10 protein-coding genes, 4 pseudogenes and 1 riboswitch are annotated in these 14,884 nt (G+C 45.6%); of the genes and pseudogenes, 9 read left to right on the plus strand and 5 right to left on the minus strand.

Translation table 11 applies throughout. The features are described from left to right. Positions 1–7 precede the first annotated feature (7 nt). The 4 genes and pseudogenes from NZD89_RS22670 to NZD89_RS30165 all read left to right on the plus strand — a co-directional run. Positions 8–506: pseudogene (locus NZD89_RS22670) on the plus strand (ABC transporter permease); the annotation flags it as partial. A gap of 626 nt (positions 507–1,132) precedes the next feature. Further along, a complete protein-coding gene (locus tag NZD89_RS22675) occupies positions 1,133–1,381 on the plus strand; it encodes a hypothetical protein (RefSeq protein WP_268004960.1) in 249 nt (82 codons plus the stop codon). Beyond that, positions 1,378–1,767 (plus strand): retropepsin-like aspartic protease, encoded by a 390-nt coding sequence (locus NZD89_RS22680; RefSeq protein WP_268004961.1) that lies wholly within the window; start codon positions 1,378–1,380, stop codon positions 1,765–1,767. The genes NZD89_RS22675 and NZD89_RS22680 overlap by 4 nt, the downstream gene beginning before the upstream one ends. Before the next feature lie 81 nt (positions 1,768–1,848). Continuing rightward, positions 1,849–2,822, plus strand: a pseudogene (locus NZD89_RS30165) (ISL3 family transposase); the annotation flags it as partial. Between the two features lie 33 nt (positions 2,823–2,855). Here NZD89_RS30165 and NZD89_RS22695 read toward each other — a convergent pair. From NZD89_RS22695 to NZD89_RS22705, 3 genes and pseudogenes are all read right to left on the minus strand, one after another. Continuing rightward, positions 2,856–3,395: pseudogene (locus NZD89_RS22695) on the minus strand (IS3 family transposase); the annotation flags it as partial. 112 nt (positions 3,396–3,507) lie between these two features. Next, a pseudogene (locus NZD89_RS22700) lies at positions 3,508–4,853 on the minus strand (ISNCY family transposase). Between the two features lie 336 nt (positions 4,854–5,189). Continuing rightward, positions 5,190–5,546, minus strand: a complete 357-nt coding sequence (locus NZD89_RS22705; protein ID WP_268004963.1) for a hypothetical protein — start codon at positions 5,544–5,546, stop codon at positions 5,190–5,192. A 1,731-nt stretch (positions 5,547–7,277) separates the two neighbouring features. On the opposite strand from NZD89_RS22705, the gene NZD89_RS22710 reads away from it, so the two are divergent. Then, complete coding sequence (locus NZD89_RS22710; protein WP_268003651.1) at positions 7,278–8,522, plus strand: IS4 family transposase; 1,245 nt, start codon at positions 7,278–7,280, stop codon at positions 8,520–8,522. Between the two features lie 1,035 nt (positions 8,523–9,557). Here the strand turns inward: NZD89_RS22710 and map are convergent. Continuing rightward, a complete protein-coding gene (gene map / locus NZD89_RS22715; RefSeq protein WP_268004964.1) occupies positions 9,558–10,778 on the minus strand; it encodes a type I methionyl aminopeptidase in 1,221 nt (406 codons plus the stop codon). Between the two features lie 136 nt (positions 10,779–10,914). Here map and def point away from each other — a divergent pair, with 136 nt between their 5' ends. Together def and NZD89_RS22725 are read left to right on the plus strand one after the other, a co-directional pair. Then, entirely contained in the window at positions 10,915–11,643 is a 729-nt protein-coding gene (def, locus tag NZD89_RS22720; RefSeq protein ID WP_268004965.1) for a peptide deformylase, read from the plus strand. A 33-nt stretch (positions 11,644–11,676) separates the two neighbouring features. Next, a complete protein-coding gene (locus NZD89_RS22725) occupies positions 11,677–12,105 on the plus strand; it encodes an SGNH/GDSL hydrolase family protein (RefSeq protein WP_268004966.1) in 429 nt (142 codons plus the stop codon). A gap of 353 nt (positions 12,106–12,458) precedes the next feature. Here NZD89_RS22725 and NZD89_RS29850 read toward each other — a convergent pair whose 3' ends face one another. After that, positions 12,459–12,650: a winged helix-turn-helix domain-containing protein gene (locus NZD89_RS29850; RefSeq protein WP_369125219.1), complete on the minus strand. Its 192-nt coding sequence runs from the start codon at positions 12,648–12,650 to the stop codon at positions 12,459–12,461. Positions 12,651–12,872: 222 nt separating this feature from the next. Here NZD89_RS29850 and NZD89_RS22730 point away from each other — a divergent pair, with 222 nt between their 5' ends. Then, positions 12,873–13,436, plus strand: coding sequence for an amidohydrolase family protein (locus tag NZD89_RS22730; protein ID WP_268004967.1), 564 nt, complete (start codon positions 12,873–12,875; stop codon positions 13,434–13,436). Between the two features lie 400 nt (positions 13,437–13,836). Next, positions 13,837–13,916, minus strand: a riboswitch (cyclic di-GMP riboswitch). Positions 13,917–14,185: 269 nt separating this feature from the next. Next, on the plus strand, positions 14,186–14,713 hold the full coding sequence (locus tag NZD89_RS22735) for a hypothetical protein (RefSeq protein ID WP_268004968.1): 528 nt from the start codon (positions 14,186–14,188) through the stop codon (positions 14,711–14,713). The last annotated feature ends 171 nt before the right edge of the window (positions 14,714–14,884 follow it).

Consider the following 14,884-nt stretch of genomic DNA (forward strand, 5'->3'; position numbering starts at 1 on the left):
TAGAGCTTTTCCCCGATACCATATCTCTGAATCATTACCGGTTACACGGAGTAGCCTTACCCAATATGACCTCGCTGGGCTCCAACGCTATTTCGGTTGTCGTCATCATTCTCGTCGCGTTGATTATGGGCTTTCGTTCATCGGCAGGGGTGCTGTCATGGCTTGCCATAGCTGGTATACTCGCGCTGGTTACACTAGTCTTAACCTGGATCGCGGTGATTGCCGGACTATCAGCAAAATCGGTAGATGGTGCAAACGCCTTTTCCTATCCGATTCTCTTCCTGCCGTTTATCAGCTCGGCGTTCGTACCCACTAAGAATATGCCTCTAGTCGTTCGCGTCTTTGCCAACAACCAACCTGTCAACTCAATTGTCGATGCAATTCGATCCTTGCTCGTCGGGAGCCCTGTCGGTAATGACATTTGGATTGCGCTCGCATGGTGTTTAGGCATTCTTGTTGTTGCGTATGTATTCGCAATGTGGGTTTACAAACGGAGAATATCATAAATCCGTTATATAAATTCGACGGCGGTGGCTTTCTAATTTTAAACATCAACGTCATCGCCGTGTTTACCAAAGCAAAGGATTATTCAGATTTAACGAATACCGCTAAATGTCTTAGCGTACGTTTTTCGCGCTTTGTTGAGGCGGACCCTGACTAACGGTGTGCCTCGATTTATGTTTGTACATGCATCTCACGTTGTCATCAGCCTAGCAGAGACCTCCTGTTTCAATCATTCGACTCCAACGCTTTTATATCAAAAATATTAATAGATTTCACCGAAATGCTATTGAACTATAGGGGCGAATACGCAAGAAGCCTACGCAGTCCAAACTGCATAAATATAACGAACGCGGTATATTGGAACACCGCGTTCTTCTGCATTTTTAAGTTGCGGAAACATATTGGGGCTACATGATGTATTGGGAGCGGACGCCGACGTCCTACGATACAAATTAAGCCTACTAAGTATCATCTGATAAGAACCAATGTTCATAAATCGGATTTTTTGGTGTAAGACTCGCGTTGACTAGGTTAAAATGCAATAGTTAGTGGAAACGGAGAAAGTGACGATTTTCAAGAAATCCGTGTATGAGCATTTCATTTGCTAAAGATAATGGCGGTGGCTGGTATGCAGTGGTCTGAAGTACGAGAAATGTTCCCAGATAAATTCTTGTTGCTAGAAGATCTCAAGTCCCACATCGAAAACGGCGAGCTACACATTGAAGAAGTTGCGGTTATTCGTCCGTTGAAAGATGGAAAAGAAGCTATGGATGAACTTATGAGGGCACATAATAAGGTGTTCGTGTATCACACGAAGCATGAGCACATCTCAATGCCTGTTCGTCCGAAACCTGCGTACAGAGGTTACATGCAATGAAGATAGACTATCGTGACGGTTTACTATTTGTTTCTCTGACATTAGAGTACGGTGGCCATACTCCGACAGTACACAACATCATTTTGGATACCGGCGCTGCACAGTCTTTAATCGCACGTGAAGCTGCCGAACCTTTAGACATTCAAACGGGAGATGACGATATTATCGTACCGATGCTTGGGATCGGTGGTAGGGACTACGCACTAAGAAAACAAATTGATGGCCTAAAGTTTGGACAGTACCACATCCAAAATCCGTTTGTGGATTTTGGTAATCTTGAGGCTCACCCAGGCATTGATGGTCTCCTTGGCTCAGATATCCTCGTCCCTGGACGGTTTGTTATTGGTTTGGATACATTGGAGATTTACCAGAAAAATAACCAATGATGGAATGGTTCCTACAAGTGAATTCAAATACTCGTAGTACGAAACAAAAGCTCAAGTAGTTTGATTAGAGGGCGTGCCTAAATGGACATTCTCAACCTTCCCCACTTCTCTATCTTAGGATTCAGCGAAAATGAACATGATTTCCAAATCCAGGTGGGAACAATCTCTCCACCTTCTCATTGTCCGCATTGTGGCTCTCTCCCCAATCTGTACAAGCACAGTAATCGTGAACAACTTGTCATGGACTTACCCATTCACGGCAAGCGAGTAGGTTTACTGCTCAACCGACGACGGTACAAATGTCGTGAATGCGGACAAACCTTTTGGGAACGTATTGACCATACTGTTGATGACAAGAGAAGTTGTACAAGACGGCTGATTGAATACATCGAGAAACAGAGTCTCAAGCGTACATTCGCCGGCATCTCGGAAGATGTCGGGATGGACGAAAAGACGATTCGGAACATATTCCGTGACTACATCAACTGTCTAGAAAGAACGGTGCAGTTTGAAACTCCTAATTGGCTCGGAATTGACGAAATACAGATCATCAAGCCTCGTTGCGTTGTAACTAATATCGAGGAACGCACGTTGATTAACCTATTACCTAATCGCAACAAGGAACTGTGATTGGGTATCTAAATCGTCTGCCAAACAGAGAACGAGTGCAATACGTGACGATGGATATGTGGGCACCGTATCGAGACGCATTAAAGGCAGTTCTGCCACAAGCAACAATCATCGTCGATAAGTTCCATGTGGTCAGAATGGCAAATCAGGCTATGGAGACCGTCCGGAAACAAATACGTGCAGATTTGTCTACTAAAGCTCGTAGAGGTTTAATTCACGACAGATTCATTCTCCTTAGACGGAAAAACGAGCTATCTCCGATGGAACAGATTACTCTTGAGTCCTGGATAAAGAATCATGAGTCACTAGGCGTGGCTTACGACTTGAAGGAATCATTCTTCGATATATGGGAGTGCCGAACACGTCTTGAAGCCATTCAACGATACAACGAGTGGACTAAACAGATACCAGACACTCTAGACACCTGTCGCACTTACGCTATAAGGTGGACCCCATTGTCAAGACACGTTTTTTGTAGTTGAAGTTATGAAACCATTATTGATTTTCCAGATAGCCTCAGGAGGGTAGAGTGTGTTCTCCTGAAAGTAGACTTCTGCCGGAGTGAGATAGCCCAGTGACTGGTGCTGACGATTGTAGTTGTAATGGCGTATGAACTGAGCGATTTGTTGTCTTGCCTCTTTTGGGCTGTTGTATTCGTGTAAATAAACTTCTTCGTACTTCAGAGTACGCCAGAACCGTTCCGTGATGATGTTGTCCAGTGCACGGTTCTTGCCGTCCATGCTGATACGAACACCGGCCTCTGTTAGCGAGCTTGTGTATTGATCACTTGTGAAGTGGCTGCCTTGGTCGCTGTTCCAAAACTCTGGTTTGGCTTGCAACAAGGCAGACTTGACCGCCGTGAGCACAAAGGGCATTTCAAACGTCTGATCGAGTTGCCAGCTCACGATGTAACGTGAGTACCAGTCGATGACAGCAACCAGGTACATCCAACCGCGCTTGAGGCGGATGTAGGTGATGTCAATGCCCCAAACGTGATTTGGGTAGCTAGTGGCCCCTGAAAAAGTCTACATTTTGCAGCGTTCAGGTCGGCCCGATTCGGATGAAGTGTTTCTATTAGGAGTTATCGGTGATTGGTATCCACGTGCCAACTTATTTGCTTACCTGGGCTGCTCTTCTTAGGTTGTGGGTTAGAATTCCGAACCCAACCCACACCGCCGTGCCCGAATGTCCACGGAATCGGCTGCGGTTGAGTCCGTACTTCTGTTTTAAGAGGCCAATCTTTGCTTCTCCTGCTGCTCTAAATCGCTGTAAGTCCTTGTACCAAGGTTCCTGCTCCAGCTCTGTCCGTTTCTTACTTTTCTTTCCTCGAAACGGAGTGCTGACATGTTTTACCCCAAGTTCCTCTTGCAAGACCCGCTCGTTTTTACGGCTGCCGAATCCCCGGTCGGTTGCTACTGCATGAGGTGCGGAGCCAAATATCTCTTGGTGGTGTTCCACTGCAGGGATCAACATCTCGTCATCAGATGGATTTCCAGAGTAGACTGCGTAACCGGTGACAAATCCGCTCTCCGTTTCGTCAATCCGGACCTTGTATCCAAACTCAACCTTCTTGGCCAGCTTACCTTTCTTAATTGGCCGAGCCATCGGGTCATGGATGCTAATCAGTCGGTCTGGAATAATACGGTTTCCGCTCACTACCTGTTTGGCCTGCTCTAACAACCGCTCAGTTTGATCCACCAAAGATTGCAATCCGTGCTTTTGCTTTTGCACAGCCTACTTCGTTGACCGCTGTAGCTTTTCAATCACTGATTCTGCCTGCTGCAGAACACTTTCCGTAATCTCGACTACGTCCTGCGTAATTTTGTTCACTTCATCCCAGGACCGGCTCATGCGTCGGCGCAACACTTTCGCGAAAGACAGCACCTTTCGTTTTACGATGTCAGTTTGGTCGACAAACCCTTCTGTAGCGTGGGACGCCACCTTACGAATCTTGTTTATCGTCCGAGTAATGGCACTTACCCCGTCCTGTAAGAGCGTTGCATCCGTTGGGTGATGGATATCCGACTCCACTACCGTGGTGTCTGTACGAAACTTGCGATGACGAATGACTCTTTCTTCGCTGAGTTTCTTGACTAGCAATTCATTTAGATGTTCAATCGTGCCCTCACCATACCGCTTACGAGCTTTGATGAGTGTGGTTGCGTCACAATGGCGATATAACAGAACCGTCTCCAGTGAAGACTGTCGCTGACCTCCTGAACAAGTGTTTCATAGCCCAGCTGATAACGAAATTTGATATACATGAGTCGAAGATAGGTCTGAACGGGGACAGTCGGACGTCCCATGGTGGTATTAAAGTTCTCCAGGAATGGCCACATGAATCGCTCGTCATTCAAAATCTGGTCGATACGTTCAAGTTCCGCAGGTAGCGAAAGCAGAGATTCGGGGAGAATTGAGTCCCATAGTGTCACTTGATTTTGGTGAGTTCGTAGCATTTTCTCATGCCTCCTAACAGGATTCCCGAGGCATGATGCCGAACTCTCAAGCAAAAGGAATTCGCACACACCTCGGGTGGATCTGTGATTGTCTCGACAACAACCACTTCACCAACGGGCATTGTGATTCCTTTTCTTTATTCAATTCGTGGACTTTTTCAGGGGCCACTAATTAGGAATACGATAATCCAAATCTTCATGTTCACCTTTTTCACCCCAGCCTCATTAGAATTCAAATAGAAAAGTGAGACATGCTTGTCACAAAAAAATGGGCACTCATGGCCCAATTTTGACGTTTCTTTTCTATATAGATATTTGAAAGTGGTAATGACTCCTCTACCATAGGAATGCAAGCCAGAAAATCCATGCGAATGCGAGCCACCACCACCACCAACCGCCATACCAACCGCCATAGCCGGGGTATCCCCAGCGCCGACCATAGTAGGCACCATAGCCACGGTGCCCGTATCCGCCATAGCCCCATTTAGCCAGTGTAATATCGAGTTTCTCTTCGTCGTTTTTGTCCACAAACTTGGAATCACTAGCGAGACCGACTGGCGCATAGCCACGTGGAACACGAACCAAGACGCCACGGTCATTTACGCCAGAAATAATGCCCCGATGGGTTCCCCATTGGGTTCGGAACTGGACCCACTGGCCCATCTTACTCGTACACTCCGCTCTTGTGCACATGATTGTACCTCCCTTCATCTGAATCTCCTATACATAAATACTTCCCGAACAATTCATCTCGGGTTACATATCACCATATCCATAAGCACTATAGGGCATAGATAATAATTGAGACATGCGGTCTGGCGCATCCATAAACCAGCAACCTGACTATCCGCCTACTGCACTACGGTCACCAACCAAAGTACCCCACACAGGACCAGGCCCAACCGTTCCATATTATCAAAATGGACTTGAATACGAATTAACTGGGCGAGTACGTAGCGATTTGGTGAGATAATAATTACTTTCTTTGTTATCCTTAGTGAACCACACAATACTTGACGGTAGGCGTAAGGAGTCCGGAATCATAACCATGTACCGATATGAAGTTTGGACTCTTGTCTTGTATATGAATCGCACGCTCAATTTCGTTTCAGAAAAATGAACTGCGTGGGTGGCGTCTCACCTACGCAGTTATCCGAATCAATTGCAATAGGGCTTAGTTGCGTATGGAACCAAGAGAATGAAGAGCACGAAGATGATGAGGAATACTACTGCCCAACGAGTATATCCACCAAATGCGCCATCGTACATCTTATAACCCCTCCTTTATTTCAAAATCGTTCCCCAGAATAACAAGAGCTGAACATAGACTTCGAAGATCTGGACAGCTAGCAAAGTGCACCTTCCCTAAACGAGGGGAAACTGAATGACTTAGTATGCACCACCGGCATAACCGTAGGCGGGCACAAGCAAGAAGAACAACACGAAGATGATGAGGAATACTACTGCCCAACGGGTATATCCTCCGAAACAACCGTCCATATTATGTCCCTCCTCTCGCTCAAGACATGGTACAAAATACGTCGTCAACAAGTATCCTGAAAACGGCATGTACCCAATTCGAGTACCCAATCTCAAAATTCAACTTTTGACAGGGGTTACGAAATGCGATATAGGGGCATCTGTACACGATGTAAGAAGCGAAGAATACGTCTCGATAGACTAAGACCACGAAACATCGTCCTTGTATGTTGGTCTATGCTTTAGAAGCATGAGTTATGGAATGTGCGCTCCGACATAGAGTGGATGTACGACGAAATTAAGATAGGTAAAAACCAAAGCCTGATCCGTATCGTGATTTGGCTTTATACTCACCCGTACGGAAGCCGATAGGGGAATCCCGCCTGCGAAGCGGCAACTTCTTACCATAATAAGCAAAAGACAAGGTGCATGCCTGTGACCAGTTGACGGGAGATTATTGTACAGTCAATTCTGCAGAAAGGAAGCTGATGCTTGCCTACCAGTTCTCCCCTGGCTAAATAATGCACTCTAGCAGATATCCTTATATTCCCGCTGACAAAATGAGTGATAATTGTATGACTCAAGGAGAATGGATGGATGTCAAAGATATCAACAGATTTCTGTGGATGAAGTGTGTATAACCCTGAATACTCTATCATTTTAAAAGAACAACCACCAAACGCCTCAAGAAAACACAAGTATATAGAAGGTTGCATCTACTGGAAGACTGACGTTTCGAAACTGCTCCGTGAAATTCGTATGGTTAATCACCAACTCACTAGCGTTGCATAAAGGAATTTATGGTTTGTCAAGTGCTTCGAGTTGTCAGAATGTATAGATGAAATGTTTGGAAGTTTCATGATTTAGACAACACCAACATGAAAAAATCTCCTTAGAATGAGAAGTACAGGTAGTCCTGTCCAACTCTCTCTAAGGAGACCCACCATGGACAAGGATACCACGAAATCGGCGTTCCGGGAGTATGTTACCCCGCTGAATGTCAGTACCATATTGCAGGAATTAAACCGTCTCAAGATGGAGCGGTACGTTAAGAAGCTCGGTGTCATCTCATTCATCCGGCTCGTCGTCTTCGCCCAGGTCAATCAAATCCCGTCACTGAAGGACATCAGTTTGGAGTTGGAAGCCAATGAATCCCTCCAGAAAGAACTGGCGCTAGACTCTATTAGTGCTTCCCAGTTGTCCAGGAAGTTGCGAGAAACGCCGTCATACTTTCTGGATTTCGTGTTCCGTGAATGTGTCGAGCAAATCACTCGCCAGGTCGGTGCAAAACGAGCGAACGAGAAAATGCGACGGATTAATCTGGTGGACTCATCGACCATTTCAATGTGTGTTTCACAGTATCCTTGGGCAGAGTTTCGCAGTACTAAAGCTGGTGTGAAACTGCACCTGCGTCTGGTATTTCTAGACGATCAAGTTGCGCCAGATAAGGCGATCCTCACGCCCGCCAAACCTGCGGACAAGACACAGATGGATGCGTTAGTGGTCGTAGAACCGAATGCGTTGAACGTCTTTGACCGTGGCTATGTGGATTACCGTAAGTTCGATACGTACTGTGCAAACGGAACGAAGTTTGTCACTCGGCTCAAAGATAATGCGGTCATTCACGAAGTCATTGAAGAGCGACAGGTACCGTCCGATTCACCGGTTACGAGAGAAGCATTGGTACGCTTGGGGAGTTATCCAAATTACGTGATGGAGCACACCCTGCGGTTGCTTGAAACCACGGACAATGAAGGCAAGCGCGTCGTGATACTGACGAATGACATGACGATGGATGCAGAGCAAATCTGTGACGTGTACCGAAAGCGTTGGCAAATAGAGTTGTTCTTTAAATGGGTCAAGCAGCACCTGGTACTCAAGCGCCTATACGGTCATAGTGAAAATGGCGTGTATAACCAACTGCTCATTGCACTGATTACGTACTGCCTGTTGATTCTCTTGCAAGCGAAGGTGTCCCACAGCGGCAAGCTACTTGAGGTTTACAAATGTCTACGTCTCTATTGGGACCGAGCCTTTTCTGAGTTTGTGAAGGCGTTGTACAAGAAACCAGGTCGAACATCCAAGGGACGACGACGATGCAAGGTGGAAGACATCTTTGAGCAAACGGTGCAGCAGTACATAGAGCGTGAAACGGAGCATCTTGAGACCGTTATCTACGACCTAATCTAACATTCCTGATTATGGATATTCGGACTACCTGACATAGGGGTATTGACCTTTTAGACCATAAGCCACGGAAACAAAAAATCCGAGTATTCAGTCCGTAACTTTGAACGGCAATTCACCCTCTCTTGACAGGCTCAGAGAAGTTTTATGCAACGTTAGTGTCACCAACTAAACGAATTAGACGGCATACGAGAACAGATAAAGAGTCTTGGAATATCCGTTTAAGAACTCAGTAGACGGCTCGATAATCAAAAAACAACCCCCACCTAATGTAAGAACACCATATCCAGATTCCATTCGGTAACTCCGGTTCCGCAAGGCGGTATAATTTAAGGGCGTACTCCTCCTTAGGATAACCAGAACGCCCCATAGTTTCTGTGACCGTACGCATATGGCGCTTGTTAATAATGGAATACGATTTGCGCCGAACAACGTATAATGTGCTTTCACAACCTAGCACCACCCTTCTCCTTAGTTTCTATGTTGTTCTCAAAACCCGTACCCGAGTCTCCCCTTCATCGTCGCAGACAGGGCTTATGACCGTAACCAAACAGACAAACTACGCTTACAATGTCCCAAGTCTGTGAGACACAAACAGCACCCCTCCGCTGCAGTGTTCCCACGGATGTTATTACCGAGAGATATTAAAATCCAATAGCAATAGCAATAGCGAACGAATTGTTGGAGGTACGACATGAAAATCGACAGCCTCATGAGAATGGGTATTACGGCATATAACATGATTCAAGACGAAAAAGTCCAATCCGTCATTAAGTTTTTACAGAACCGCAGAATAAGGAAAAAGACACCTCGAAACCGAATGCAAGGGGCAATAATGAACTCACGAGTCACACCGAGAATGCACAATGGATCAAGGTCACCAATGTATGAAATACCGCAAAGGCATGGATACAGATGAACGGAAAACGGGCTTATTGTCACGAAACTTCAAGTTCTATCTCAGACTACCTGTAATATAAGAAGGTGGTACTTTTTCGGGCGATCCGGATATCTTGATGTCAATGAAGCTGTGCGGGATTACAGCAACTTTCTCATCATCAAGGTATTAAGGTAGGGTGTGCCGCAAATCACGTATCCAAGCTTCTTATAAAACTGCATCGCACGGTGATTGTTCGTCTGAACACACAACCTTGTGCTTTTCAGATTCCCCTTGCGAGCCAAGTCCTCGAATCGCTCCATCACCTGTTTTCCAATGCCAATCCCCTGAAATTTAGGGTCGATCACCAACGTGTTCAAATGAAGCACATCACCGACCTCGGAGTATACGAAGAAACCAGCGACATTTCCGGTCTTATGTTCCAAAACAATTGTCTTCGCATCCGGATCGAAAATTTCCTGTGGACTGACCTTCCTCCCCCATGCATGCATAAGAATCGAATCCATTTCATGTGCCGCTAACCACAGTAACACAGGTTTGTCGGCGTCCATTATGGCTCTGAAAGTAAACTCACCTGAACGTAGAGTAAAATGCACATTCCAACTGTCTAGAAATGTACTTTGGGTCAAAACTTCCGGTTCCCCATCCGTAATGAGTACCGTGTGTTCAAAGTGGGCACCATGTGAACCGTCAATGGTTGCATCCGTCCATCCGTTTTCTTTTCGCAACGTGTACCTAGTCCCCGCACTGACGACAGGTTCAATGGCGATCACCATGCCTGGCCGTAACCTTGGTCCACGGTTTCCCGGTCCGAAATTTGCAATCGGTGGAGATTCGTGCAAATCATTACCGATCCCATGACCAAAGGCATGCCGAATCAAAGCATATCCATTCCCCTCTACCATTTTACAAATGGCATACGAGATGTCGGAGCATCGTTGATTCGCCTTGGCAGCAGAAATCCCCGCCTGCAGAGCTTGATGGGTAACGTCTAGTAGTCGTTGTGTTTCGAAGTCACCGTCCCCTACAATGTGGGTCATTGCACAATCAGTATGATAACCTTCGTATTCCACACTGATGTCGATTTTCACAATATCTCCCTTCCGGAGCGCATAGTGTCCAGGAACACCATGTCCAACTTCCTCATTGATAGAAATACAAATGTCACCAGGGAAACTCTCCGGGATGCGTATTGACGATTTCACGCCAAGCAAATCCATCAGCTCCGCTGCCTTGTTGTTCAACTCCAGTGTGGTCATTCCTGGTTGCAGAAGGCCTCGTAGTTCTGCGTGAATTCTTGCGTTGACTTTGCCGCAATGTCGAAAAAGCTCAATTTCTGCCGGTGTTCGAACGTGTATCATGGTGCGTGTCACTCCCCTCAGTAATCCTATGTCGGATACTCCCTATAAAGAAACGGGCAGGTATCTCCGAGACATACGTGGATTCTGTTTCTCTGTTGTCAGCATTTTTATAGAGCAATGACAAGGAGGGGTTGTTGTGACAGTTAAAGGTGTATTGCAAGGTGACATTCCAGAACTTCGGACCAAAAGCGCCGAGGTCACTTCATTTGATACAAATCTCGCCTCACTCTTAACGGATCTAATAGATACGGTGACTGCACATCGAGGTCTTGGGCTATCAGCCCCACAAATCGGGATGTTGGAACGAGTTTTTGTGGTCGATCTTGGCGATGGAATACAGGAATTTGTCAATCCGCAGATTATTGAAGCGTCAGGGGAAGTGGACGGAGCCGAATCGTGTATGAGTTTTCCAGGTCATACATTAAAAGTTACACGACCGCAGACCATTAAGGTCCAGGCACAGGATCGAACAGGTCAATCGTTTCAAATCGAAGCATCGGACTTACTCGCTCGAGTCGTGGCCCACGAAATAGATCATCTTGATGGTGTCCTATTTATGGACCATTTATCCGAAGAGAATCTATTTTCTCAATTGTTAGTCAGCGCGTTCGAATTCGATGATGGAGATGACGATAATGAAATGAATGAAGAACTACAACTTTCGGAAACCGAGCAAAAGGCACGACAACAGGAGTTGGAGCTCTCTATCGACATGTTGTCCGAAATTTCATGGAAGCTTACATTATCACTTGAAATTTTGAAGGATTATAGGGACGTGTTCGGAGAAGCCATCGCTTGGAACGAACTTGAAAAGATCGTTGATTTACTAGATGATACCATTCAAATCGTGGAAAAGTATTCATAATCTCTTGACCAATGACTTTAGGAGGGAAAGCAGATGGCCCGCAACATCTATCTCGCCTTGGGGGATTCCGTAACTGCGGGCCTCGGGACTACTCATCCAAGTTTAGCGTTTGTCAGACTTGTGAGTGATTTTACTCGGAAAAAGGAGCTGTCCGAGAAAACCATCGTGATCGCCAAAAACGGGTGGGCAACGAGAGACGTTTGGAATGCAGTGACCCACCTGATAAGCCCGAGTGTGTGGGAACAAGTTAATGTCGTAACTCTGATGGTTGGTGGGAACGACCTTCGCAAGTTACTTCGCCGCCAATATCTATCTATTTCAGGGGCTCCTATTTTTCCGCAACTTGTATTTCGTCAACTCCAGGGATTTAGGTTCCACATGGATAGACTGTGTGATTTTATTTCCCGAAGGAATATTCCGCACGTCGTTGTAGCAACCGTGTATAATCCGGTTCCTTTATGAAAAATTTCTTGGCGATGAACCCTACTACATTGATAGATATCGATCCGGTCGTTTCGAGGACTTATCGTCACCGATTCGCAGACCCATCCAAATAATGAAGGACATAAACAAATCGCTGACCTGATTACTTTGTAACTAGCGCAACATAACCGTGCACGTAGCAATCTCCCTATCACAAAAAAACCGAAATCTTCACGATAGCCGACGGTGTTAAACAGGACATTTGAAGCCCGTTCATCTTTACTCCCATGGCTCAAGCGCCGCAAGCAAATTGGACACCGTAGATTCCAAAGAATAATAGGCAAACCGACCTTTCTTGGTTCTCATTGCAAGTCCATGCTCATAAGTGAGCGCTAATGCTTGGATGCAACTGCTAACGAAACATTGACCTGTTCTGCTACATCAGTTACACATTTCTCTTCACCTGCAAGTGCATAAGCAATTTCTAATCTGGTGTGAGCCCCCAATTGCTTCGATAGACAATGAAGTGGCTGTTTTACACTTAACTCCGTGATATCTCCACTATCCAGACTACATACGCCCATCTTCCTCTCCTAGTGCATGGCGAATCGGTAGTTACGAAGTTCCCGCAGTACACCGTTTTAGGTAAAATCTTCCCTCCGGTTCGCTAATGGTTACGTTAGAGATTTTCTGGGATCGAATGACATAGATAAGGAGTTGCATTCAATATACGTGTTCACCGACGTGGACCATATTGACCACCTAAAGAAACCTGCACTAACAAAGTGCTGATTGCAAGCGCTATGATGACAAAGCGTGAGTTACGTGGGAAATTTCAACGTAAGCTCCGCAGACTTTATCGACAGCCAATGATTCATAGTCTGCGAACTGACTTGCGAATTGATTCGTGTGGACTTTTAGCTCCTGATATAAACCTTGCACATTGCAATAATCTAAGAGATAAGGAGTATCAACTTATCGCTAATAGTGGTGCATCAGTTTCAATAACACCTGCAGTTGAAATGAATATGGGACACGGTTTTCCAGTAACAAGAGAGCTACTCGAATATGGAGTTCGTCCTAGTCTAGGGGTTGATACTGTCAACACCATTGAAGGAGATATGTTCACGCAAATGAAACTGGCTCTTTCAATTGAACATGCATTGAGAAATCAACAAATCTTTATTGCAGGACAAGAACCAGAGAAACTTGATTTGACTACACGAGATGTTCTTGAATTTGCGACGATTGAAGGTGCCCGTGCTTTAGGCCTTGATAAAAAAGTGGGTACATTAACACCTGGTAAGGAAGCAGATATCCTCCTCATTCGATATACAGACTTGAATCTTACCCCGATAATAATCCTATAGGAGCAGTTACATTGTGTACGTAGTTTCTGTTTTCGTGGCAGGGAAACCGATTAAGTGAAATGGGCGAATGTTGAATATCAACCTCAATCAAGTTCTCAACAGGGCAGTTGATTCTAGAAATTGTATTTTTCAAAAGCACGGGTACCGGAAGGATCATGGCCTATCTAATGAGGAGTCCACGACAAACCTTCAGAGGCTTCGTAGCCCCCGTTTTGTCGTGGTCTCCTTGATTTGCACTCTACCATAGCAATGAAGTTAAAGTGGAAAACGCCATGAGCATCATAAATTAAAAAGGAAAATTATTATATATCAGTTAGCCGAATCCAAGTCTAATATAAGGGCCCTGGTTCGTAACGAAACGAGGCCCACAATATGGGTCTCATTTCGTCCCGAGTTTTAATTCGGCAACTGGCTGGCATGTTGCGCTTAACCGTAGGTTAGCCCCTGAGCTTTGCATCCTTGGATTTGCCCATATGCTATATGGTTCAGTAGTGTAAATGCGTCTGTAAATAACCAATCTAATTCGCCTTTGAACAGTGGCCATGGAGTTAAATGTAACACAGTATTACTCGCATATGGACGTGTTGTTTTCGATGACCACATCTTCGAAATGCGTTCCTTGTTGGGAGGACATACCTTCCATACAATGGCTGACAGCCACAATTGGACTCTCTAGTTGAACAACTGCCGTCGCCGCAAAAGGCCCGCAATACATACCGTGTGATACACATTATGTATAGGAGGGGTGGATGAAATTGGCACGGTTTCAACAATTGCGTTGGGTCCCGATATTGGTAAGGGCATACTATGATGCGCAACGCATGAATTCTGAAACATCCAATGCCCTAAAACCTACAGTAGCGAAATCAGCACGATCCGGCACAGACGTATCTGTTACACCAAGAGGGCCTCGAAAACAAAACCAATCGGCCAAGAGGAATACTCCTAAAAAGCCAGTGCCATCCTCTAGTCAGAACAAGTTAGCGAGCCTGCTGCGTGAAATTCGGATGGTAAATCGTAATCTGAGGGGATTGGGAGATATTCGACAACAGTTAAAAAACCTTGGAATATCAATAGAAGAGCTCAATTCACGTCTTGATACTGTAAAGGCCAACGATGAACCTACTTCAAGCACGGTACTCCCCGGTGGTACATCTTCACCACCACCGATGCCGCCTTTGGGTATAAATCGAGGGCATATTCCTCTCCACAACGACGGTTCAGAGCTGCCTTTGGGTGAACGGACCGACAACGTATACCAGCTCCCACGTCTATGACCTGTGAGATGATGGGCGAACTTCTCACAACAGAAGAGATGAAAAATAGCCAAAGCTTGACGATGATCAGGCTTTGGCTATTTAGCCATCTCACAGAGAAGGTACGGTATCACGCCTGTGAAGTATACGCTATCCACAACGAAAGTGCCCACCTTCTGTTGGGCACTCCTT

Source organism: Alicyclobacillus fastidiosus (assembly GCF_026651875.1).
Taxonomy (GTDB): Bacteria; Bacillota; Bacilli; order Alicyclobacillales; family Alicyclobacillaceae; genus Alicyclobacillus; species Alicyclobacillus fastidiosus.